Here is a 22548-nt window from a genome sequence, read left to right as displayed (position 1 = left end):
GGCAAGCGGCGATCTCGGACGCCGTCAGCCCAGCACAGTGAGCAAACGGTCCAGCCCGCCCGTCTCGATCGCCACGTCCGCCACCTCACGCACCTTGGGCTTGGCATGGAAGGCCACCGACAGTCCGGCGGCCTGCATCATCGGGATGTCGTTGGAGCCGTCGCCCACGGCGATGGTCTGATCCGGCGCCAGGCCCAGCAGCGAGGCCACGTCCAGCAGGGTCGCGCGCTTGACCGCGCCATCGCAGACATCGCCCCAGGCCTGCGGCAGCACGCGTCCGGTCAACACTCCATCGACCTGCTCGAGCAGGTTGGCGCGCACGTAATCCAGCCCCAGCCGCTCGCGCAGGCGCTCGGCAAAGAAGGTGAAGCCGCCGGACACCAGCAGGACCTTCAACCCGGCCGCCTTGCAGGCTCCTACCAACGCCTCGGCACCTGCGGTGAGCTGCAGGCGCGTGTCGTACACCTCCTGCAGGGCGCCGACCGGCACGCCCTTGAGCAGCGCCACGCGGCGCAACAGGCTTTCGCGGAAATCGGCAATCTCCCCGCGCATGGTTGCCTCGGTGATCGCCGCCACCTGATCCTTCATGCCCACGGCATCAGCGATCTCATCGATGCACTCGATGGTGATCAACGTCGAGTCCATGTCGAAGGCGATGAGGCCAAAGTGCCCCAACGGCGGCAGCGGCACATCGCGACGCAAGTGCAGGCCGTGAACGGATGCATGGGAATCAGTCATGGACGAACAGGCGCACCGGACGCGGATCAGGGGCCTGCAAGCGTAATGAGCTCGGCTGCCACGGGATAGGGCTAAGCGCTCCCTTCCGAAGACGCCGGCTCCACCATGCGCCGCGCGTAGACCGCGTACACGCAGGCCAGGCCCAGGCAGATCAGCGCCGGCGCGACCAGCACCACGTACGACCAGCGGTGGAAGCCCAGCGCCCCCACCAGACCGCCGACCAGGAAGCCGGAGATCACCGTCACGCACAGCGACAGCCGCCGCCACGGCAGCGGCATGCGCCGCAGTCCATGGCCGATGGCCAGCCCCAGGTCGGTAAACATGCCCGAGACGTGCGTGGTGCGCACTACCGCGCCACTGTAGGTCGTGGCCATCGCGTTCTGCAGGCCGCAGGCGCAGGCGGCCAGCCACAGGCCCCACATCGAGGCGCGGGTCATCAGCGGTACCGAAGCCAGCAGCATGCCCGCTTCCAGCACCAGTACCAATCCGTAGCGCCGCCCCAGCTGCAGGGCGACATCGCCGATCAAGGCGCCGCTGACCGCGCTGCCGGCGACGAAGAAAAACGCCCCGCCAGCCAGCTGCGCCAGTCCCTTCAGATCGACCGCGGCCGCGCGCGCGCCCATCTCCGAAGTGATGCCGGTCATATGGCTCACGCCCTGATGGCCGAACCCCAGCAGCGCCACGACATTGACGATGCCGGCGGTAAAGGCCATGACCCAGCTCCCGAACCAGACCCAACGCGGCAATTTGGAAATCATCGAAGGAGATCGCCGCCCAAGATCTGTAGACCCATGCAGCGTCGCGCCGCGGTGTGATCGCTGTCAACGCCGCGTCGGTTGCGAAGCCCTGACGCCGCTCCAAGACAGAGCCGGCACGGTTGCCGAGTGCGATGGTGGGCCGTGAAGGATTCGAACCTTCGACCAAAAGATTAAAAGTCAGGCAGCGTGTGCTTGAACATCAATAGCTTGCAGCCGACATTGTCACGGCATGGCCGCGCAATAGCCGCTATGAGTGGGGGACTGTCTCGCCAAATTTACGGAGCAATGCTCCCCTCGCCCTGCACCGCCTGCGAGGCATCGCGGCTTTGCACGGAAGCCATAGCCCTGGGCAGCTCACTGTGAAGACCTAGAGAACGCACAAGCCCCGCTTCCACTAGGCTCGCCTCACCAGCACAGGCTATTTAATGCGCGAGGGCCCGTCCGTGCAGAGCGTTGTGGGCCGCAACATCCACAAACGGCCTAGCCGCTCGGCGCCCGAGTATTTGGGTTAGAAGCGCCCGCGCCTGGGGAGGGACATTCACTAACTTAACTAAGCGCCTAAAGTTTGCCTCGCCTAACTCGACCATCAGCACCCCCAAGAACTCGTCTGCGAAAGAGGGAGTTAGGATTACGCCATTGAAATCCACTCGAACTGGCTGCCCTTCCAATAAGAGGTTCTGGAGATGCTTTCGCGCAACCATGCCATGTGGTCGGGTAGCCGTTGAGGCCAGGTCACGCACGGAAAAGGAAACGTCAGCTAAAGAAGTCATCATCCGCCTCCGAATTTGGCCAACTGCGAAACACAGCCGTCAGATCTAGCATCGTGCCCAGATCCCACTCGAACACTATCAATGTGCCCGTAATTGCATGATCAAAGTTCTTAAACGTTCGAGTCTGCTGGTTATCAACCAGCAACGCTTCGTCACACGATTGCACGAAGAGTAGCGACCCAGGAGTCCGGGCAGCCAGGTCTCTTGCAAGAGTCAAACCATATCCTGCGTGGCCTCGACCCAACTTGCTTGAAATCCCATATTCAGACGCTAACTCGCAAGCATTTTGCTTCCCGAGACGCTTCGCCAGGTCAGGACTCTCTTGCAAGCTCTGTCTGATGCCGATTCCACTGTCAGCGATGGCGAACTGTGCACGGGCATCTTTCCACCATGTCTGCGCGCAAGCTAGACCGTAAAGGCCGTCACCGACGCGGGCATGGTGGTAACAATTGCCGAGCAATTCGGTGAGCATGATAAACAGGTTTTCACGAGTCTCTCCTGTACACCCGATGCCACTTCCTGTCAACATCTGTGCAAGCGCAACTGCTGCCCCATCCACATCTGCCTCGCTCCGCATAGGGGTGAGAGGGTGATAGCGGCTACCGCTGGGCTCCGGAGGCGGAACAATAGGGCTTTTAAGACCAATTGCCTCCCATAGCTTCAGGCGGGAGGCATACTCCGTAATCTCCTCAGGCAAGTCGAGCATGCCTGCCGCCTCCTGCTTGAGGAGTAGAGCCATTGTCACGAAGTGATATGGCATGAAAAAGCCAGGCGACTGACAGAAGCGTGAATCTCGCAGCTCCTTGAGATCCTTGTGCCACTGTGCCAGGTCGTTGAATTTGGTCCTGCGTGCCAACCGCGCTCTCCATCGCTGTCCAACGTTAAGATTACATGAATCGCAACGGAGACTTGAAGCCATCCTTCCCCTAAAAGTGGTCTCTTAGCCAGCGAGCGCCTGGAGTCGGCGCAGCCCGCGTCGTGGCCCCGCCTTTACCCTTGCGGTGAGCAGGTCGGCTTAGGTCGGTCGATGATCTTGGCGTCGACCTCGCACCGTAGTCGGGCCTCATGCCGAGCAGCCCACAGTTGGCAGGACGCTGGCCCGCCTCAAAGCTGGTGCAGTCCCGCATCTCCTGGGGCCCGTCCATGCCCGCTGCGTGTCCAGCCTGGCGAACAGCTGCCGTCGACCTTGTCCAGCAGCATGGCCACCATCTCCCCGCGCAGAAACAGGCCATCAGCCTGCTTGCTGTACTGCCAGCGGGGTTGCCAGGAGAAGCCATCCGGAAGTGGCATGCATGAAGCGTGCTCGGGAGATGTCTCAGCCCGTGTGACGAATCAGGCCGGCGGTACCACCCGCAGCCAATGGGTCACGCCGCCAAACTCTGGGCCGTCGATCTTGCAGAACGTGCCGTCCACAAACTCAGCCTCCTCCCACTCTTGGCCTGCGAAGACCACGACGCGCTCGCCCTCGTGGGGCAACTCGCATCCAGGTTGCACTCTCACCCATTCCATGTGACCTCCAGGCCGCCTGGGCGGCCTTCGCCTTGCCGCAGATGTTCGCTGCTATGACCTATTGACCAGGCTTGGTCATGCGGCCAAGCGGTGCTCGTAGTACGGGTGACGCTTGTCGTCGAAGATGTCGTACAGCGTGCCGGCGTTGGATGCGTACTTGGCCGTGATCCACTTCGCGCACGAGCGCGGCCAGCTCAAGCCGCACACGGTGGGCAGCGTCTCGCCTTACCTGGCCCCGCTGATGGAGATCGCACTCCAGTGCCGGCTGCGCGGCATCGAGGTGCTGACGCTGACCGACGCCAACGCGACCGACGAGAGCATCGCCTCAAACCGGCGCAAGGGCAGCTTCGACAACGTGACCAGGTGGACGCCTCGGCTCAGGGCCTCCTGGCAGGCGCCCCCCGATCTGCGCAAGGCGGCCCTGGCCAAGCCCAAGAACAAGAGCCTGGTGACACCCCTCCGGCCCGAGAACCGGCGGATCTTCCTGACCGAGTCAGGCAGCCCGCTCACCAAGCCTGGCCTGGACAGCGCTTGGCAGCGCCTGATGGCCGCCGCCATGGATCCGGACACCGGCATCATCCAGCCAGAGCAGCACTTCACCCTGCACGGCCTGAAGCACCGCGACATCACCGACATCACCGACATCACCGACACCAAGGGCACCAAGGGCACCAAGGCCGTAAAACGGGATGCGGCAGGTCACAAGGATCCCCGCACCACCGACACCTACGACCATGAGCTGCAGGTTGTAGAACCGGCGAGCACCACAGGGCTCTATGGTGAATCAGGAACAAACTAGGCGCGCGCGCCGCCGCCCGGCCTCCTTTTTTTGGCAGGATCGGCCCCTTTGCTCGCGTCGCCTTATGGACCAGACGGGGTTTTACCCATACCCAAGATCGCCTCGGCAATCGAGCCTGGCGCAAGCGGCGCGCCCGCAGTCGAGCCCCAAGGCAAGGGAGGAGGAGCTATCAGCTGTTGATAGGCTGGAAAGACTGACGCGGGCAGGTCAGGTCGCCAGCTGAGGTATTCGCGCCCTCTCTGACTTATGCCATATCCGCCACCAGTGATCGGTGCGATCAAGCCGTGCTGCTCGAGTGCATTCCACACGTTCCATCGCTCTTGTTGCGTTGGAATGGCAAATTGCCAGATTGCGTCAAACATCAGCGTGGTGATCGGCTGGCTGACGTCGGCAAACCACTCAAGCACTCGCTGCGTCTTGGGAACGAGGAAGTGATTCAAGTATCGGAATTCCCAGATCATCGCGGCCGACTCAGCCGCATGGACCGGCCCACTAGTCGGTACGTCGTTCTGGTGACTGGCGTTGAGTGAAGCTTCCGCGCTAGCCGCTAAAGATTCACCTGGTTGATGGTCGCCAGCGTCCCGAGAGCCGCTGTTCTTGATGCCGCTTGAAGGCGGCGGGCGCGGCGCTTCTTGTAATGGACCAGTCGACAGCTCCGCTTTTCCCCACCGAAACATCGCAAGCCTGTCAATGAGGCCCCGCAACTCTCTGTGGAACAACCCGGCCACGACCGCAACTCCGGCAAACGCCATGACCGGCGCTGAGAGGAACACCTTGAGAAACTCAAGCAGAACCTGCCAATTGATGGCGCACATCCGATCGCCCCCGCCCTGTGGTCGGGCTGACTCTATCAGCCAAGGTCGGTTCGGCGCTTTTCACGGGGATTTTTACGGAGCCGCAGCCTCTCTGGCTGACAACGTTTCGTAAGTGACTGATGCAATTGAATCGAGATGGTGGGCCGTGAAGGATTCGAACCTTCGACCAAAAGATTAAAAGTCTTCTGCTCTACCGACTGAGCTAACGGCCCGGATGCTGTGCCCGGCATTGCGCCGGGCCAGTGATTTTACCGCATCGGGCCGACGATGCGACCCTTTGCGGACAACACGCCTTCAGACGTAGTGGGTCGGGTCGGGCACGCCGGCGTCGGCGAAGCCTGCCGCGCGCAGACGGCAGGCATCGCAGTGCCCGCAGGCCTTGCCGTCCGCATCGGCGTTGTAGCAGGACACGGTGCTGCCGAAGTCCACGCCCAGGGCCACGCCCTCGCGCACGATGTCGGCCTTGCTCATGAACTGGAGCGGGGCGTGGACGCGGATGCCCGCGTCCTCGACACCCGCCTTGGTGGCCAGGTTGGCCAAGGCCTGGAAAGCCTCGATAAAGGCCGGCCGGCAGTCCGGATAGCCCGAATAATCCACCGCGTTGACGCCGCAGAAGATGTCCGCCGCGCCCAACACCTCGGCCCAGCCCAGGGCCACCGAGAGCATGATGGTGTTGCGCGCCGGTACGTAGGTGACCGGGATGCCGTCACCGCCCGCCTCGGGCACGTCGATGTCATCGGTCAACGCCGAGCCGCCGATGCTGCGCAGGTCGACGTTGACGGTCTTGTGGGCGGCCGCGCCCAGTTCGGCCGCCACGCGTGCGGCGGCGTCCAGCTCGGAGGTGTGGCGTTGGCCGTATTGCACGCTCAGCGCATACGGTGTGAATCCTTGGGCCTTGGCCATGGCCAGGACGACGGCCGAATCCATGCCGCCGGAAACGAGGACTACTGCATTCTTCATGAGGGTGTTCTTCTTGCCGGCGAGACAGGCCGGGGAACGCATAGCCTAGCGTCCCGACGCCCGCGATACCTGGCCTAACGCCCCGGCTCGTCGTTCCACAGCAGCTTGTGCAGCTGCATCTGGAAGCGCACCGGCAGGCGGTCCTCGACGATCCAGTCGGCCAGGTCACGCGGGGACAATTCGTCCTTGGACGGGGAAAACAGCACCGCGCAACGCCGGTCCAGTGCGTGTTCGCGCACGACCTCGCGCGCCCACTCGTAGTCCTGTCGTCCGCACAGCACGAACTTGACCTGGTCGCGCGCGGTCAGCAGCGGCAGGTTCTCCCAGCGGTTGCGGTGCTGCTCGGCCGAGCCAGGGGTCTTGATGTCCACCACGCGCGACACGCGCGGATCGACCTGCGAGACATCGATCGCACCGGAGGTCTCCAATGACACCTCGTAGCCGGCATCGCACAGACGCTTGAGCAGGCCGATGCAGCGCTTCTGCGACAGCGGCTCGCCGCCGGTCACGCAGACGTGCCGCACGCCATGACGCGCGACCTCGGCCAGGATGTCGTCGATCTCCCACCAGGTCCCGCCGTGGAAGGCGTAGGCGGTGTCGCAGTACTGGCAGCGCAGCGGACAGCCGGTCAGGCGCACGAACACCGTTGGCCATCCGGCCGCATCGGCTTCGCCCTGCAACGACAGGAAGATCTCGGTGATCTTCAGCCGGTCGGCGGCGGACTGTTCGATCTTGCTGGGGGTGGCAACGGCGTTCATCGGAATTTCCTAAAACAAGGCGCCACCGCAGACCTCGCAGTGGCGCTTGGACAAGCGCGGCATGGCGGAAGCCTCCGCCGGCATGCATCAGTGCATCTGACCGACCTGGATGGAGTGCAGCCGGTCCTGCGCGGTGCGCGCCACGTCGGTGTTCGGGTATTGACTGATCACCGACTGCAGGGTGCCTTGCGCATCGTTGACCTTGCCGAGTCCGTACTGCGACAGACCCAGCTTAAGCATTGCACCGGGCGCCTTGTCGTGGGTCGGGTAGCGCGACAGCAGGGCGCGGAACTGGTCGGCGGCCATCTGGTAGTTCTGGGTCACGTAGTAGCTTTCGCCCAGCCAGTACAGCGCGTTGGGCGCGTAGACGCCACTGGGATAGAGCTGCAGGAAGCTAGTGAACAGATTGGCGGCGTCGGCGTATTCGCCTTTCTTGAGCGCATCGAAGGCCACGCCATAGGCGGTGCGCTCGTCACCCGCCTGGGCCAGGGCACCGGCATCGCCATGCACCACGGGCGCAGGTTCGGCCGAGGCGCCGGCAGCCGATGCCGGATTCGATCCCTGACCGGCGGCAGCCGAGGCCCCTGCACCGCCGGGGCTCGGCAGCGCCATGGGGGCATCGCCGCCCGCTGCGGCCGGAGCAGCGCCGCCGCCATTACCTTCCAGACGGCCGATCCGGCCATCCAGGTCCAGATACTGGTCGCGGGCGCGCTGCTTGAGTTCGGCATTCTCGTTCTGGAGTTGCTCGACGGTCCCGCGCAGGTTGGTGAGATCGCTACGCAGCTGGTTGATCTGGTTGAGCAGATCCAGATTGCCCTGGGTGTTGTTGGCCTGCGCTTCGAGCGCTGCGACGCGATCGGCCAGGCTCTGACGCTGCGCGAAGGCAGCCGGCGCCAGTCCCAGCGACAACATCAGGACCGGCAGGATGAGGAATCGAGTTGGACGCATGGCACTCACGTGACGGATTTGCGGTTTTCCACGGGAAACGCCATTGAATCACGACGTTTCATGAAAAAGGGCCGGTGCCGGAACGGGCAGACAGGTTATGTCCTGCTGCGCGCCCTGCACCGGCCCTCTAGGCCGCCGTTTTAGCGGCGGCCCGGGTCATCGGTCGATTACTTCGCGGTGTACACGATCTCGACGCGACGGTTCTTGGCCCAGCACTCTTCGGTCGACTCGGTGCAGACCGGACGCTCTTCGCCGTAGCTCACGACCGACAGCTGGCTGCCCGAACCACCGGCGGCCTGCAGGGCGGAGGAGACGGCGTTGCCGCGACGCTCGCCCAGGCCCATGTTGTACTCGCGCGAGCCACGCTCGTCAGCGTTGCCTTCCAGGTTGATGCGGGCCGAGGGACGGTCACGCAGGTACTTGGCGTGGCAAGCCATGATGGCCTGGAACTCCGGCTTCAGCGAATCCTGGTCCAGGTCGAAGTACACCACGCGCTGGCGCAGGCAAGCGTCGGTATCCAGATCGCTCGGGCCGTACATGCCGGAGGTCTCGGTCGGCTGGGTCATGGCCGGCGGCGGCTCGACGGCCGGCGGGGGCGGGGTTTCCTTCGTGTTCTTCTTACAACCGGCCAGAACGGCCACGGACATCAGGGACAGAGCAAAGACGCGGAGAGTGGTGTTCATGTGGGTTCCTAGTTACGCAAATCCGGGGTGGTGGATACAAGCTGGATTAGTTTAACGCAATCTTAAAAAAGCGAAATGGGGCTTAAACATTATTTTTGCGGCGTGGCATTCCTGTAAGGACCCCACGCCGGCTCCCTGACATCACCTTGCGCCAGCACCAGACGCTGGCGAACGCGGCCGTCGACGGAGACGGCGTAAAGCACCCCTCGCCCACCCTCGCGCGCGGCGTAGAGAATCATCGAGGCGTTGGGGGCAAAGCTCGGGGACTCATCCAGCGACCCGGGCGAAAGCGTGGTCCAGCGCGGCGAGCCGGTGCTGGTATCCATCATGGCGATGCGATAGGTGTTGCCGCTGCCCTGGGCCACGGCGATCTTCTTGCCGTCGAAGGACACCGTCGGGGTGGCGTTATAGCTGCCCTCGAATGTCACGCGCTGGGCACCGCCACCGCTCGCGGACACCTTGTAGACCTGCGGGCGACCGCCGCGGTCGGAGGTGAAATAGATGGTGCTGCCGTCAGCACTCCAGGTCGGCTCGGTGTCGATGCCGTACTGGTTGGTGATCTGGGTCAGCGCCTTGCTGCCCAGGTCCATCACGTAGATCTCCGGATTGCCACTGCGCGACAGGGTCAGTGCCAGCCTGCGGCCATCGGGCGAGAACGAGGGCGCGCCGTTGATTCCACGGAAGCTGGCGATCAGCTCGCGTGCGCCGGTGGAAATGTCCTGGAGATAGATCGAGGAGTTCCCGCGCTCGAAGCTGACATAGGCCAGCTTTCGGCCATCCGGGCTCCACGAGGGCGACAGCAGCGGCTCGGCCGAACGCACGATGGTCTGCGGGTTGAAGCCATCCGAGTCGGCCACCATCAGCGCATAGCGCGCCGCATTGCCCAGGCCGGTCTGGGTGACATAGGCGATCCGGGTCCAGAAGGCGCCGCGCACCCCGGTGATCTTCTCGTAGATGGCGTCAGCCATCTGGTGGGCCACGTCGCGCATCGCGTTGGCACGGCCGGTCATGGCCAGGCCCAGCAGGCGCTGCTGCTTGGCCACGTCGAACAGCTCGTACTCGACGCGATACGCCCCGTTGCCGCCATCCAGCACCCGGCCGACGACGATGTAGTCCTGCTTCAACGCGCGCCAGGTCGGGTAGTTGATCTCCGATCCGCGCGTGGGCTTCTCCACGATGTTGGCGTCGGGCAGCGTGCGGAATGCGCCGGAGCGATCCAGATCCGCCCGCACCACTTGGGAGACGTCGGTGGTGGGCGGCGTGCCCGAGCCCTGGTAGGGCATGGGCACGACCGTGATCGGCAGGGCCGAGGCGTTGCCGCCGACAATGTTGATCTCCAGGCCCTGCTCCTGCGCCTGGCCAATGGCCGGCAACAGCAGGACGAAGAGGGCGAGCAACCAGTGGGACAGTTTCTTCATGAAAGCCAGGGCGTTCGGAGAAAGGCCGCTAGGGATAACAGCCGGGACGTGAACATTTTCGCAATCATGAACGCCAAGGCAGCGTGAACTCAGCGATCACTGGCCTCGAAGGTAAAGATCAGCTTGCGCCGGAACACCGACTCGAAGCCCCGATAAGGAAGCGGCTGGGCCTTGAGCACCGCCGCCTCGATCGAGCGCTGGCCAGCGGCATCCATCGGGCAGCCGGAGCGGACGTGGGCCTCCATGACCTCGCCTCCGGGGAGCTGGGTGATCTCGACCACGCACTTGGTGCCCAGCGCCACGCTGTCCGGGCGCGTCCATTGCTGCACCACCGCGCTCTGGATCGCCGCGGCATATTTGGCCAGCAGCCCCTCGTCGACCCCGTTCTGCCCCGGCGAGGACGGCGCCGCCGCCGCGGCCTGCTGCGAGGCCTGCTGGGCCCGGGCATCGGCCAGCTGACGCAGCTTCTGCTCGGCCAGCTTGGCCTGCTTGGCCGCCTGCTCGCGCTGGGCGCGGATGGCGGCGAGCTTCTTCTGCCGGTCATCCTCTTCCTGCTGCTGGGCCAGGCGCTGCTTGCGCTCGGCCTCTTCCTGGCGCTTGCGTTCGGTCAGGTCAATCTGCTCCTGACGGCGCTTGGCCTCCTGCTCCTTCTCGGCCTTCTCCTGGGCGATGGCCAGCTTGCTGGCCTCTTCCTGGTTGACCTGGTCTGGATCAGGAACGCGCTCCTGGGCCTGTTGCTGTTGCGGGACGGGCGAATCCTGCGGCTTGGGCTCGGGCACCGGCTGTAGCGGCGGCACGGTGTCCTGCTCCGCCACCGGCTCGGGCACGGGCTTGGGCGGCTCGGGCTTGGGTTCGATCTTGGACGCCTCGCGCATGGCCTGCTGCGCGGCCCGAATATCGGTGGCCGACATCAGCGTGGCCTCGATTGCCGGCGAGCCGGCGGCGGCCTGCGCCTGGTCTTTGTCCCAGTGCAGATACGGCGCCAGGATGATCAGGGCGAGCACCAGCAGGTGCACGCCCACGGCAAAGATCACCGCCGCGCCGGGACGGTCGCGCGGATCACGCTGGTCCAGATGCGGAGCCTCAGCGTGCATTGCCGCCCGGCTTGCTCATCAGGCCGACCTTCTCGATCCCCGCCTTGGAGATGATGGCGGTGGCGTCGATCACGCGCTGGTAGTTGGCCTCGCCGGGCGCGGCCAGGAACACCGGCACGTCCTTGTTCTGCTCATGGAAGGCGCGCAGCCGGTCGAGCAGCTCCTCGTCGCCATACTCGGCGATCGGCGCGTCCTGCAGCTTGAGGAACAGGCGCCCGTCGCCGTCGACGGTGACGATGATCGGATCCGCCTTGCTGTCCACCGAGCGTGCGGTGGACTTGGGAATGTCCACGTTGACCGCCAGGGTCAGCATGGGCGCGGTCACCATGAAGATGATCAACAGCACCAACATCACGTCGATGTAGGGCACCACGTTGATCTCGGACTTGAGCTTGCGCCGCTTGCGATGGCGCGAAATGGCCGATTGCATGGGCGACTCCTCAGCCTTCGCCGGTCTGGCGCTGCAGGATGGAGCTGAACTCGTCGGCGAAGGTCTCGTAACGCACCGAGATGCGCTCGACGCGCGTGGTGAAGCGGTTGTAGGCCCAGACCGCCGGGATGGCCACGAACAGACCGATGGCGGTGGCGAACAAGGCCTCGGAAATGCCCGGCGCCACGGCCGCGATGCCGGCCTGCTCGCCGCTGTTGAGCATGTCGTGCATGGTCACCATGATGCCGAACACGGTGCCGACCAGGCCCACGTACGGCGCGGTCGAACCGATGTTGGCCAGCAACTCCAGGTTGCGCTCCAGCGCGTCGATCTCGCGCGCGTAGGCGGTGCGCATGGCGCGCTGGGCGCCCTCGAGCTGCAGGCGGCCGTCGGTCAGGCGCTTGTCGCGCAGGCGGGCGAACTCGCGGAAGCCGGCCTCGAAGATGGATTCCAGGCCGGTGACCACGCGACCCCGGTCGGTCGCCGAGGAGTAGAGCTTGTTCAGATCGGCACCAGACCAAAACCGGCCCTCGAACTCGTCCGCGTCCCGGTTGGCACGCTTGAACACGCCAGCCTTGCGGAAAATGATCACCCAGCTCACCAGCGAGCCGGTCAGCAGCAGCAGCACGATGAGCTTGACCGGCAGGCTGGCGGTCAGCAGCAGCTGCAAGTAGTTGATGCTGGTGTGGGCGGCCTGCGCACTGGCCTGGGCGGCCGTGTTGGCGGCATCCGGCGGCAGGGTCTCGGCCACGGTGTCCTGCAACGCCAGGAGCAATCCAATCATCCGTCTTTCCTCGGTGTTCTATGCGGTAAAGGGTTAGCCAGCAACTTCCAACGACTTGAATTCTCGGTACACCGCCTCGTCCATCGCCACCGGGCGAAAGCCCGTGGCCGAGACCGCGGCGACCCTGACCTGCGCGGTCAGCAACACCTGGTCGTCGCGCCGGATGGTCTGGGCGAAGACCACGCTGGCGCGCTTGACCTGGCGCAGCTCGGCCGAGACCTGCAGCAGGTCGTCCAGGCGGGCCGGCTTGAGGAACTCCAGCTGCATGGCGCGCACCACGAACACCAGATCGTGTTCCCGGCGCAGCTGCTCCTGCATCTGGCCGCGCGCGCGCATCCATTCGCTGCGCGCACGTTCCAGGAAGGCCACGTACTGCGCGTGATAGACCACCCCGCCGGCGTCGGTATCTTCCCAATAGACGCGTGTCGGCCAACTGAATGCATCAGGAACGTGGGGCGTGGTCATTGCAGGATCGATCAAGGCGGAACTCCAGAGGAATCGGAAGCGGGGCGCGGACTCAGAACAGGGACTCGGTCATCCCCGCCGGCCCGGGATCGGGCGCGCGCCCGGGCAATCCCAGGTGGCGATAGGCCTTAGCCGTGGCCATGCGCCCACGAGCGCTGCGCACCAGGAAGCCCTGCTGGATCAGGTAGGGCTCGATGACGTCCTCCAGGGTGCCGCGCTCCTCGCTCAGCGCGGCGGCCAGCGATTCCACGCCGACCGGCCCGCCGTCGAAACTCTCCACGATGGTGTGCAGCAGGCGCCGGTCCAGTTCGTCGAAGCCCTCCGGGTCGACCTTGAGCATCTCCATCGCGGCGCCGGCCACGGCCTGGTCGATGTGTCCGCCGGCACGGACCTGAGCGTAATCGCGCACCCGCCGCAGCAGGCGGTTGGCGATACGCGGGGTTCCGCGCGACCGCCGCGCGATCTCCCCCGCGCCCTCCGGCGCGCAAGGGATGCCCATGATCTGCGCCGAGCGGCGCACGATGCGGGTCAACTCGGCAGTGTCGTAGAACTGCAGGCGCTGGACGATGCCGAAGCGGTCGCGCAAGGGCGCGGTCAGCAGGCCGGCACGAGTGGTCGCGCCGATCAGGGTGAATGGCGGCAGGTCGATCTTGATCGAGCGAGCGGCCGGGCCCTCGCCGATCATGATGTCCAGCTGAAAATCTTCCATCGCCGGATACAGGACTTCCTCCACCACCGGCGAGAGGCGATGGATTTCGTCGATGAACAGCACGTCGTGCGGCTGCAGGTTGGTCAGCAACGCGGCCAGGTCGCCGGCCTTCTCGATCACCGGCCCGGAGGTCACCCGCAGGGCCACGCCCAGTTCGTTGGCGATGACGTGGCTCAGGGTGGTCTTGCCCAGGCCGGGGGGGCCGAAGATCAGCACGTGATCCAGCGCCTCACCGCGCCCCTTGGCCGCCTGGATGTAGATGTCCAGCTGCTCGCGGACCGGCGCCTGGCCCAGATAGTCGGCCAGGCGCTTGGGCCGGATCGACGCCTCCAGGGCGTCGTCCTCGCGGGTGGCGTCGGCGGCGATGATGCGGTCACTCATGCGGCTATGGTCGCATGCGCCACCGGCGCGGCGCAGCCTTCCCGCATCAGATCTCCACCTGCGCGCCCAGCTCGACCAGGCGGTTGCCCGGGATCCGGAAGAAGCCGGTCGCCGGCGCGGCGTTGCGGTGCATGGCCGCGAACAGCTTGTCGCGCCAGATCGGCATGCCGCGACGCGCACTGGCCACGATGGTCTCGCGGCTGGCGAAGAACGTGGTGTCCATCGGGTCGAAGTACGGCCCGCCCCGGTCGCAGCTGCGCATCAGCGCCAGCGGCACGTCGGGGGTCTCCATGAAACCGAACTTGACGATCACCCGATAGAACTCGTCGCCGATCTCCTCGACCTTCAGGCGCTTGTCCGCCGGAGCGTACGGCAGCGGCAAGGTGTAGACGGTCAAGAACACGTTGCGCTCGTGCAGCACCTTGTTGTGCTTGAGGTTGTGCAGCAGCGCGTGCGGGACCATGCCGGTCTGCGCGGTCAGGAACACCGCCGTCCCGGGCACCCGCACCGGCGGGGCCAGCATCAGGCCGGGCAGGAAGCTGTCCAGGGCGATGCCGTCCTTGCGGATTTCGGCGCCCAGCAGCTCACGGCCGCGGCGCCAGGTGCGCAGCATGGTGAACACCAGCAGGCCCAGGGCCAGCGGGAACCAGGCCCCGTCGAAGAACTTGGCACCGTTGGCAATTACGAAGCCCAGGTCCACGATGAAGAACACGATGCACAGCGGCAGCACCCACTTGCGCCACTTGGGCCACAGCGCGCGCGCCACCAGCACCAGCAGCAGGGTGTCGATCAGCATCGTCATCGACACCGAGATGCCGTAGGCGGTGGCCAGCGCGGTCGAGCTGCCGAAGGCCAGCACCACCGCCAGCACCATGACCATCATGGTCCAGTTGACCCCCGGCACGTAGATCTGGCCGATGGTGTCGTGCGAGGTGTGCTTGACCTGCATGCGCGGGATATAGCCCAGCTGCATGGCCTGGCGGGCCACCGAGAACGCGCCGGTGATCACGGCCTGGGACGCGATGATGGTGGCCATAGTGGCCAGCACGATCATCGGGTACAGCGCCCACTCCGGGACGCCTTCGTAGAAGGGGTTGTTGACCGCGGCCGGGTCCTGCAGCACCAGCGCGCCCTGGCCCAGGTAATTCAGCATCAGGCACGGCAGCACCACGCTATACCAGGCGTAGCGGATCGGGCGGGCGCCGAAGTGGCCCATATCCGCGTACAGCGCCTCGCCACCGGTCACCGCCAGCACCACCGCGCCCAGGATCAACACCGAATGCCAGCCGTGGGTCATGAAGAAGTTGATCGCCCAGGCCGGGTTGAAGGCGCGCAGCACCTCCGGGGCGTCCAGGATGTTCCAGATGCCCAGTGCGGCCAGCGCCAGGAACCACACGGTGGTCACCGGCCCGAAGACCTTGCCCACCTTTTCGGTGCCGAAGCGCTGGGCCATGAACACGAACAGCAGGATCACCACGGTAATCGGCACGATCCAGTGCTCCAGGCCCGGCGCGGCCACTTCCAGGCCTTCGACCGCCGAGAGCACCGAAATGGCCGGGGTGATCACCCCGTCGCCGAAGAACAGCGAGGCGCCGAAGATGCCGAGGATGCCCACCACGTAGGCCGATTTGGACCCCTTGGGCAGCGTGCGCTGGGCCAGGGTCATCAGCGCCATGATGCCGCCCTCGCCCTCGTTGTCGGCGCGCATGATGATGGTCACGTACTTGACCGTCACCACGATCACCAGCGCCCAAAACACCAGCGAGAGGATGCCCAGGATGGTGTCGTGATTGCCGACCAGGCCGAAGTGGGGCGAGAACGCCTCCTTCAGCGTGTACAGCGGGCTGGTGCCGATGTCACCGAAGACCACGCCGATGGCGCCCAGCACCAGACCGGGAAGGCCCTGGTTGCCGTGGCCGTGATGGGACGGGGCGCTGTCGGCAGCCGACGAAGTGGGGGTCGCGGTGGACATGGCGGTCGCTAGCCTACTGCTGGAAAAGTGAGGATGGTCTGCACGGCGCGCATGTTCAGCGCAGCGCCGAGCGCAGGGCCTTGCGGATGATGTCGGCGGCATCGTCGCCCGGGGCGGTGACATCGCGCGCCATCCGCTGGGCTTCGGCGGGCTTGTAACCCAGCTGCTGGAGGGCGATGACGGCCTCGGACTGCGGATCGGCCGGCGCCTGCCCGGGCGTGGCCGGGCCGCCGGTCAGGGCCGCGGCGCGGTCGCGCAGTTCCACGACCATGCGCTCGGCGGTCTTCTTGCCGATGCCGGGGATGCGGGTCAGCGCGGTCATATCGCCGGCCTGCACCAGACGCGAGAACTCGTCCACGCTCACCCCCGACAGGATCGCCAGGGCGATCTTGGCGCCGATGCCGGTGACCTTCTGCACGTCGCGGAACAGGCGCCGCTCGCCCTCGCGCATGAAGCCGTACAGCGAGACGCTGTCCTCCTTCTGCGCGTAATGGGTGAACAGGGTGACCTCGCGCCCCAGCTCGGGCAGATCGTAGAAGGTGCTCATCGGCGCCTCCAGCTCGTAGCCGATGCCGCCACCCACTTCGATCATCAGCCACGGCGGCGACTTGGAAATCAGCACGCCACGCAGACGACCGATCATGACCGCACCTCCGGCTGCTGCCGTCCATGGCGACACGACGTCGCACGTTGAACGCCCAGCCCGGCCATCCATGGCCGGGCGCTCAGCGCCGCGCGAGGCAGTGCCTCGCAAGCGCGGCACATCGCCCACGGCGGTGACTTGCTGATCAGGATCCCACGCAGGCGACCGATCATTTGCGACTCCAGGCCTGGCGCGCGTTGACGCCCAGCCGCGCGGCGGTGGCGCGCACGTGCGCGTGGGTGATGGCCACAGCCAGCGCATCGGCCGCATCGGCCTGCAGCTTGCCTTTCAGGTTGAGCATGATTCCGACCATGTGCTGGATCTGTTCCTTCTGTGCGCCGCCGCGACCGACCACGGCCAGCTTGATTTCCGAGGCGGCGTATTCGTGTACCGGCAGGTCGCGCATCACCACCGCAGCCATCGCCGCCCCGCGCGCCTGGCCCAGCTTGAGCGCCGAATCCGGGTTGCGGGCCATGAACACCTGCTCGATGGCCACCTCGTCGGGCTGCCACTGCTCCATCAGCGCCGCCAGGCCCACCAGCAGGCGCTTGAGCCGTTGCGGAAAGCCGCCCTCGCCCAGCAGCAGCAGCGGCCCGTTGTAGACATGGGTGGTCCTGCCCTGGGCATCGACATCGATGATGCCGATCCCCGTGCGCTGGCTGCCCGGGTCGATGCCGAGGATGCGGGTCATGAGGGAAATCCGGGTCCTGCGTGGCGGCGAACGTCGGGCTTCACGCAGGAACCATGCCATCGGGACCGCACCAAGGCCGTCCCGCCGCCGGCATCACGCGTAGGCGTCCTGGTCCAGGCGCGCGTTGTGGTAGACGTTCTGGACGTCGTCCAGGTCCTCGAGCATGTCCAGCATCTTGACCACCTGCTTGGCCACATCGCCTTCGACCGCCGTATCGGTATCGGCGCGCATGGCCACCTCGGCGTGGTCGGGAGTCAGCCCGGCGGCCTCCATCGCGGCCTTGACCGCCTCGAACACCTCCGGCGCGGTCAGCACGTCGATCGAACCATCGTCCGGATAGACCACCACGTCGTCGGCGCCGGCCTCGATCGCCGCCTCGGTCACCTGGTCCTCGTCGGCACCCGGGGCGAAGGTCAGCACGCCCAGGCGCTTGAACATGAATGCCACCGAGCCCTCGGTGCCCATGTTGCCGCCGCACTTGGAGAAGGCATGGCGCACATCGGCCACGGTGCGCACGCGGTTGTCGGTCAGGCAGTCCACGATCACCGCCACGCCGCCGGGGGCATAGCCCTCGTAGCGCACGTTCTCGTATTCCACCCCTTCCAGCTCACCGGTGGCCTTCTTGATGGCGCGCTCGATCACGTCCTTGGACATGTTCGACGCCAGGCCCTTGTCCATGGCGGTGCGCAGCGCCGGGTTGTTGGCCGGGTCGCCGCCGCCGGGACCGCGCGCGGCCACGCTGATCTCGCGAATGATCTTGGTGAAGATCTTGCCGCGCTTGGCATCGCTGGCATTCTTGCGGGCTTCGATCGAAGGGCCTCGCCCCATGACGCACTTCCGTTCGTTTAAACCGTGACGAAGCGATAATTTTACCCGAATGCCGAGCGCCTCCGGGCCCCCGCCGGCTCAGCGCCTGAATCGGCCTTCGCGCAGGAAGCAGGCCGCCTGCGCCGCCGCCACGGGGGAAAACGCCAGCCCGGTATGGCTGGCGTGCACGGCGCAATGGTCGGTCAGGCCCGGCAGGCGGGTTTCCTCCAGCGCCACGGTCCCGTCCGAATCCTCGCCCAGCTCCGCCAGGACCCGCCCCAGCCCACGCGGGATGTCGCCGGCGACCATCCCCACTTCGGTCGGACCCGGCCACGGCAGGCAGCCGCGGTCCAGCAGGGTCGCGCTGCGCCCCAGCACGCCGCCCCATCCGCGCTGCTGGAGGGCCTTGGCCGTCGCGCTGCCACGCAGGGGCGACCCCAGGCAGACCAGCCGCGGAACCGGCAGCCAGGGCTGGCGCCGCAGGGTTTCCAGGGCGATCAGCCCGCCCAGGCTATGCCCCACCAGATGCGTGGGCGGGCCGCCGCGCAAGCGCGCCGCCAGCCGCGCGATGGCCACCGAGGGCCCGCCGCTGATGCTGTGATAGCCGAACACCCGCGCATCGAAGCCGGCCTGGCTCAGGCGAAGCGCCAGCGGGCGCACCCACAGGTCGGCGTTCCAGATGCCATGCAGCACCAGGACCCGGGGATGGTCCGCCTCGCGCGCCGGACCGGGACTGGCGCGCCCCGGGCTCAGTCGCAGGTCACCGCAGTGATCAGGTTCTGTGCATTGACGTGCACGGTCACCCGATCCATGCCGATCTCGCCTGAGGTCTCCCCGTCGGCGAGCGTGCGGAGCTGGCTGGCGTGGCTTTCGGCCTGGATGCGGTCCAGCACCGATTGATCGGCCACCCGGCCGATGGCCCAACTGCCCGAGGCGGCACTACAGCGCAGCATCTGATGCCCACAGCCGCTCACCATCACGCTCCCCACCACCAGTCCGGACAGCATCACCACGCGCGCGATCGACATCGCCGTTTCCTCCTTGAAAAGTGAACCGCAGCATGACCCATGCCCGCCGCGCGCTCAACCACGCCCGGCGTTCAACCCTGTGCCGGGCGTCGCAGGATGAACTCGTCGTCCAGGATCTCGCCGACCGGGAACTTGTACTGCCCCACTCGCTCGAACCCGTGCCGTGCGTAGAAGCGCTGCGCGCCGAAGTTCTCCGACCACACCCCGACCCACAGCGTGCGCGGCCCATCGCGCAGCAGCCAGGCCAGGGTCGCGTCGAACAGGCGCGTGCCGATGCCGCTGTTCTGATGGGTATTCACCAGATAGAGCCGCTTGAGTTCGCCATCGTCGGGCTGCACCTGGTCATGCGGCAATCCACACGGACCGGCGGCCGAATGCCCGACGGCCACGCCGTCGTCCTCGGCCAGGAAGATCGCGTAGCGCGGATGCGCCAGCACGATCTGCATGCGCTCCAGCGCGTAGGCCTCATCGAGGAAACCGCGCAGGTCTGCCTGCGGGTAGAGATGGCCGAAGGTCTCGACGAAGGTGCGTTCTGCCAGGGCCGACAGCGTGTGCGCGTCGTCGGGACCGGCCTGGCGAATGGTCACGGACATGGTGGGAGGTCCTGAGCAAGCGCGGGCCACACGATGCGGCCCGCTGGCGGCCGGTCAGGCCTTGGGCGTTTCGCGCACGCGCACGTGCACCTCGGCCAGCTGCGCGTCCGGAATTGGCGACGGCGCATCGGTCATCAGGTCCTGCGCGCCAGTGGTCTTCGGGAACGGGATCACGTCGCGAATCGACTCGGTGCCGGCCATCAGCGCGGCGATGCGGTCGATGCCGAAGGCGATGCCGCCGTGCGGCGGGGCGCCGTAGTTCAGCGCATCCAGCAGGAAGCCGAACTTCGCCCTGGCCTCTTCCGCGCCGATGCCGAGCAACTCGAACACCGCGCTCTGCATTTCCGGGCGGTGGATACGGATCGAACCGCCGCCGATCTCGTTGCCGTTGAGCACCATGTCATAGCCGCGCGACACCGCGGTCTTGGCATGCGCGCGCAGGTCCTCGATCGAATCCACCGCCGGGGCGGTGAACGGATGATGCAGGGCCACGTAGCGCTGCGCCTCCTCGTCCCACTCGAACATCGGGAAATCGGTGACCCACAGCGGACGCCAGCCATCGGCGACCAGGCCGAAGTCCTTGCCGGCCTTCAGCCGCACCGCGCCCATGAAGTCCGACACCTTGTTATAGGCACCGGCACCGAAGAACACGAGGTCGCCGTTGCCGGCGCCGAGGTGCGCGATCAGCGCGGCGAACTGCGCCTCGTTGAAGAACTTCTGGATCGGCGAGCTGACCGCGCCGGCCTCGTCGATCTTGATGTAGGCCAGGCCCTTGCTGCCGTACTTGGCCGCATGCGCGGCGTACTCGTCGATCTGCTTGCGCGACAGCGTGGCGCCACCGGGGATGCGCAGCGCGGCCACACGGCCGTCAGGGTCGTTGGCCGGCCCGGTGAACACGGCGAACTCGCTGTCCTTGACCAGCTCAGCCACGTCGACCAACTCCAGGTCGATGCGCAGGTCCGGCTTGTCCGAACCAAAGCGGCGCATCGCCTCGGCCCAGGTCATGCGCGGGAACTGGGCGTCCAGTTCGACCTCCACGACCTCCTTGAAGATCGCGCGGATCATCTCCTCGACGAAATCCTGCACGTCGCGCTCGCGCACGAAGGCGAATTCCATGTCCAGCTGGGTGAATTCCAGCTGGCGGTCGGCACGCAGGGCCTCGTCGCGGAAGCAGCGCGCGATCTGGTAGTAGCGGTCGAAGCCGGCCACCATCAGGATCTGCTTGAACAGCTGTGGGCTCTGCGGCAGGGCGTAGAACTCGCCCGGGTGCATGCGTGCCGGCACCAGGAAGTCGCGCGCGCCCTCCGGGGTGGCCTTGGTCAGGATCGGGGTCTCGATGTCCTGGAAGCCGGCCGCGTCCAGGTGTCGGCGCAGCGCCTGCACCAGCTTGATGCGGGTGCGCTGCATGCGCTGCATCTCCGGGCGGCGCAGGTCCAGGTAGCGATACTTCAGGCGGGTGTCCTCGCCCGGGTTCTCGTGGGCGTGGAACGGCAGCGGCGCGGCCTTGTTGAGCACCGTGATCGCGCTGGCGATGACTTCGACCTTGCCGGTCTTGATCCTGTCGTTGACCGCATGGCGCGCGCGCACCACGCCCTCGACCTGCAGCACGTCCTCGTAGCCCAGCGAGGCGGCGGTCTTGAACACCTCGGCGTTGTCCAGTTCGACCGTCACCTGCACGATGCCCTCGTGGTCGCGCAGGTCGATGAAGCACACGCCGCCCTGGTTGCGGGCCACGTCGGTCCAGCCGGCCAGGGTGACGGTTTGGCCGATCAGGGTCTCGTCGACCAGGCCGCAAAAATGGGTACGCATCGTGAGGCAACTCCAGGCGGGCCGCGGGTCGCGGCCGGAACAGCCGGCTATTTTGGGGCCGCCGCTGCGGCGCGGCAAATCGCCCGTCCGCCGCCCACATGAACGCGGCAGGGCGCCGTGTATAGTCCGCCGCACCCGCCCCATCCCGGAGCCTGCCATGTTGCGACTGTTTGCGGTCCTTGTGTTCGCCCTGGGCGTCTACGCCGCCGCCCCGCCGGCCCATGCCCAGGACGCGATCACCTGCGAAAGCCAGGACAACCGCTACCGGGAGTGCCGCGGCTTCAACGGGCGCGCGCGCCTGGAGCGCACCCTGTCCGATTCCCCCTGCATCGAGGGCCGCACCTGGGGCACACGGGGCGGCGTGATCTGGGTGGACCGCGGCTGCCGCGGACGCTTTGTGCCCAGCTGGACCGGCGGCCCCGGCGGCGGATGGGGCGGCAAAAGTGGCCGCACGATCCGCTGCGAGAGCAGTGACAACCGCTACCGCGAGTGCGCGGCCGGCTTCCGCGGCCGGGCCATGCTGGTGCGCCAGCTGTCCGACAGCCGCTGCGTGGAAGGCCGCACCTGGGGCCAGCGCGGGGGCTCGATTTGGGTCGACCAGGGCTGCCGCGGCGAATTCGCCGAGGGCCGCGGCCACGGCGGCAGCGCCGGCTACCCGGGCCACAGCGACGTCACGGTGACCTGCAGCAGCAACGACAACCGGCGCCACACCTGCGACTGGAACAGCCGCGACGGACGCCCGGTGATCATCAAGCAATTGTCCGACAGCCCGTGCATCGAGGGCCGGACCTGGGCCTACCGGGGCGGCCGGATCTGGGTGGACGAGGGCTGCCGCGCCCGCTTTGGCGCGCGCTGAGCGCCTGCTTCCGCCTCCAGACAGTAGAACGCCGGGCCCTGCCCGGCTTTTCTATCCTGTGATGACGCCGGCCGGTCCAAAGGTCGCGCGGCCCTAAGGCCTCTAGGGATCCTGGCCATTGAAGCGGGGC

General features: G+C 66.4%; 27 protein-coding genes and 1 tRNA gene. 2 read left to right on the top strand and 26 right to left on the bottom strand.

Annotation, left to right across the window (positions count from 1 at the left end; translation table 11 throughout):
• Window positions 1-24: 24 nt before the first annotated feature.
• From serB to ACORQU_RS12275, 6 genes are all read right to left on the bottom strand, one after another.
• Window positions 25-738: a phosphoserine phosphatase SerB gene (serB, locus tag ACORQU_RS12300; protein WP_491641448.1), complete on the bottom strand. Its 714-nt coding sequence runs from the start codon at window positions 736-738 to the stop codon at window positions 25-27.
• 71 nt (window positions 739-809) lie between these two features.
• Entirely contained in the window at window positions 810-1451 is a 642-nt protein-coding gene (locus ACORQU_RS12295) for a YoaK family protein (protein WP_491641447.1), read from the bottom strand.
• Between the two features lie 467 nt (window positions 1452-1918).
• On the bottom strand, window positions 1919-2197 hold the full coding sequence (locus ACORQU_RS12290) for an STAS-like domain-containing protein (RefSeq protein ID WP_491645103.1): 279 nt from the start codon (window positions 2195-2197) through the stop codon (window positions 1919-1921).
• Between the two features lie 52 nt (window positions 2198-2249).
• Window positions 2250-3122 (bottom strand): hypothetical protein, encoded by an 873-nt coding sequence (locus ACORQU_RS12285; protein WP_491641446.1) that lies wholly within the window; start codon window positions 3120-3122, stop codon window positions 2250-2252.
• Between the two features lie 248 nt (window positions 3123-3370).
• Window positions 3371-3556, bottom strand: a complete 186-nt coding sequence (locus tag ACORQU_RS12280; RefSeq protein WP_491641445.1) for a hypothetical protein — start codon at window positions 3554-3556, stop codon at window positions 3371-3373.
• Between the two features lie 294 nt (window positions 3557-3850).
• Window positions 3851-3973: a hypothetical protein gene (locus ACORQU_RS12275; RefSeq protein ID WP_491641444.1), complete on the bottom strand. Its 123-nt coding sequence runs from the start codon at window positions 3971-3973 to the stop codon at window positions 3851-3853.
• Between the two features lie 43 nt (window positions 3974-4016).
• On the opposite strand from ACORQU_RS12275, the gene ACORQU_RS12270 reads away from it, so the two are divergent.
• Window positions 4017-4574 (top strand): integrase, encoded by a 558-nt coding sequence (locus ACORQU_RS12270; RefSeq protein WP_491641443.1) that lies wholly within the window; start codon window positions 4017-4019, stop codon window positions 4572-4574.
• Between the two features lie 62 nt (window positions 4575-4636).
• On the opposite strand, the gene ACORQU_RS12265 is transcribed toward ACORQU_RS12270, so the two are convergent.
• From ACORQU_RS12265 to aspS, 20 genes are all read right to left on the bottom strand, one after another.
• Window positions 4637-5389, bottom strand: coding sequence for a hypothetical protein (locus ACORQU_RS12265; protein WP_491641442.1), 753 nt, complete (start codon window positions 5387-5389; stop codon window positions 4637-4639).
• Between the two features lie 136 nt (window positions 5390-5525).
• Window positions 5526-5601: transfer RNA gene (locus ACORQU_RS12260), tRNA-Lys, on the bottom strand.
• Between the two features lie 82 nt (window positions 5602-5683).
• Window positions 5684-6349, bottom strand: coding sequence for a 7-cyano-7-deazaguanine synthase QueC (gene queC, locus ACORQU_RS12255; protein ID WP_491641441.1), 666 nt, complete (start codon window positions 6347-6349; stop codon window positions 5684-5686).
• Window positions 6350-6423: 74 nt separating this feature from the next.
• Window positions 6424-7107: a 7-carboxy-7-deazaguanine synthase QueE gene (gene queE, locus ACORQU_RS12250; protein ID WP_491641440.1), complete on the bottom strand. Its 684-nt coding sequence runs from the start codon at window positions 7105-7107 to the stop codon at window positions 6424-6426.
• 87 nt (window positions 7108-7194) lie between these two features.
• A complete protein-coding gene (gene ybgF / locus ACORQU_RS12245) occupies window positions 7195-8055 on the bottom strand; it encodes a tol-pal system protein YbgF (RefSeq protein WP_491641439.1) in 861 nt (286 codons plus the stop codon).
• Window positions 8056-8222: 167 nt separating this feature from the next.
• The gene (pal, locus tag ACORQU_RS12240) at window positions 8223-8738 is read right to left on the bottom strand and encodes a peptidoglycan-associated lipoprotein Pal (protein WP_271644727.1); all 516 of its coding nucleotides are present in this window, start codon (window positions 8736-8738) and stop codon (window positions 8223-8225) included.
• 89 nt (window positions 8739-8827) lie between these two features.
• Window positions 8828-10156, bottom strand: coding sequence for a Tol-Pal system beta propeller repeat protein TolB (gene tolB / locus ACORQU_RS12235; RefSeq protein WP_491641438.1), 1329 nt, complete (start codon window positions 10154-10156; stop codon window positions 8828-8830).
• Between the two features lie 89 nt (window positions 10157-10245).
• Window positions 10246-11250 carry a cell envelope integrity protein TolA gene (tolA, locus tag ACORQU_RS12230; protein WP_491641437.1) on the bottom strand — a complete coding sequence of 335 codons (1005 nt, stop codon included), beginning with the start codon at window positions 11248-11250 and terminating at the stop codon, window positions 10246-10248.
• Window positions 11240-11680 (bottom strand): protein TolR, encoded by a 441-nt coding sequence (tolR, locus tag ACORQU_RS12225; protein ID WP_491641436.1) that lies wholly within the window; start codon window positions 11678-11680, stop codon window positions 11240-11242. The genes tolA and tolR overlap by 11 nt, the downstream gene beginning before the upstream one ends.
• 10 nt (window positions 11681-11690) lie before the next feature.
• On the bottom strand, window positions 11691-12464 hold the full coding sequence (gene tolQ / locus ACORQU_RS12220) for a protein TolQ (RefSeq protein ID WP_271644723.1): 774 nt from the start codon (window positions 12462-12464) through the stop codon (window positions 11691-11693).
• A 33-nt stretch (window positions 12465-12497) separates the two neighbouring features.
• Window positions 12498-12929, bottom strand: a complete 432-nt coding sequence (ybgC, locus tag ACORQU_RS12215; RefSeq protein WP_491641435.1) for a tol-pal system-associated acyl-CoA thioesterase — start codon at window positions 12927-12929, stop codon at window positions 12498-12500.
• Window positions 12930-12981: 52 nt separating this feature from the next.
• The gene (ruvB, locus tag ACORQU_RS12210; protein WP_491641434.1) at window positions 12982-14019 is read right to left on the bottom strand and encodes a Holliday junction branch migration DNA helicase RuvB; all 1038 of its coding nucleotides are present in this window, start codon (window positions 14017-14019) and stop codon (window positions 12982-12984) included.
• A gap of 46 nt (window positions 14020-14065) precedes the next feature.
• Window positions 14066-15991, bottom strand: coding sequence for a potassium transporter Kup (locus ACORQU_RS12205; RefSeq protein WP_491641433.1), 1926 nt, complete (start codon window positions 15989-15991; stop codon window positions 14066-14068).
• 55 nt (window positions 15992-16046) lie between these two features.
• Window positions 16047-16634, bottom strand: coding sequence for a Holliday junction branch migration protein RuvA (ruvA, locus tag ACORQU_RS12200; RefSeq protein ID WP_491641431.1), 588 nt, complete (start codon window positions 16632-16634; stop codon window positions 16047-16049).
• 169 nt (window positions 16635-16803) lie between these two features.
• On the bottom strand, window positions 16804-17325 hold the full coding sequence (gene ruvC, locus ACORQU_RS12195; RefSeq protein WP_271644718.1) for a crossover junction endodeoxyribonuclease RuvC: 522 nt from the start codon (window positions 17323-17325) through the stop codon (window positions 16804-16806).
• Window positions 17326-17418: 93 nt separating this feature from the next.
• Window positions 17419-18153 carry a YebC/PmpR family DNA-binding transcriptional regulator gene (locus ACORQU_RS12190; protein WP_491641429.1) on the bottom strand — a complete coding sequence of 245 codons (735 nt, stop codon included), beginning with the start codon at window positions 18151-18153 and terminating at the stop codon, window positions 17419-17421.
• A gap of 78 nt (window positions 18154-18231) precedes the next feature.
• Window positions 18232-18828 (bottom strand): esterase/lipase family protein, encoded by a 597-nt coding sequence (locus tag ACORQU_RS12185; protein WP_491645101.1) that lies wholly within the window; start codon window positions 18826-18828, stop codon window positions 18232-18234.
• A 53-nt stretch (window positions 18829-18881) separates the two neighbouring features.
• Window positions 18882-19160 (bottom strand): hypothetical protein, encoded by a 279-nt coding sequence (locus ACORQU_RS12180; RefSeq protein WP_271644715.1) that lies wholly within the window; start codon window positions 19158-19160, stop codon window positions 18882-18884.
• 71 nt (window positions 19161-19231) lie between these two features.
• Window positions 19232-19753 carry a GNAT family N-acetyltransferase gene (locus ACORQU_RS12175; protein WP_491641428.1) on the bottom strand — a complete coding sequence of 174 codons (522 nt, stop codon included), beginning with the start codon at window positions 19751-19753 and terminating at the stop codon, window positions 19232-19234.
• 54 nt (window positions 19754-19807) lie between these two features.
• Window positions 19808-21562 (bottom strand): aspartate--tRNA ligase, encoded by a 1755-nt coding sequence (gene aspS / locus ACORQU_RS12170; protein ID WP_491641426.1) that lies wholly within the window; start codon window positions 21560-21562, stop codon window positions 19808-19810.
• Between the two features lie 157 nt (window positions 21563-21719).
• Between aspS and ACORQU_RS12165 the strand changes: the two genes are divergently transcribed.
• The gene (locus tag ACORQU_RS12165) at window positions 21720-22418 is read left to right on the top strand and encodes a DUF3011 domain-containing protein (protein WP_491641425.1); all 699 of its coding nucleotides are present in this window, start codon (window positions 21720-21722) and stop codon (window positions 22416-22418) included.
• Window positions 22419-22548 lie beyond the last annotated feature (130 nt).

The organism is Pseudoxanthomonas sp. JC1303 (assembly GCF_058448525.1).
This window is presented reverse-complemented; position numbering and strand designations above follow the sequence as displayed.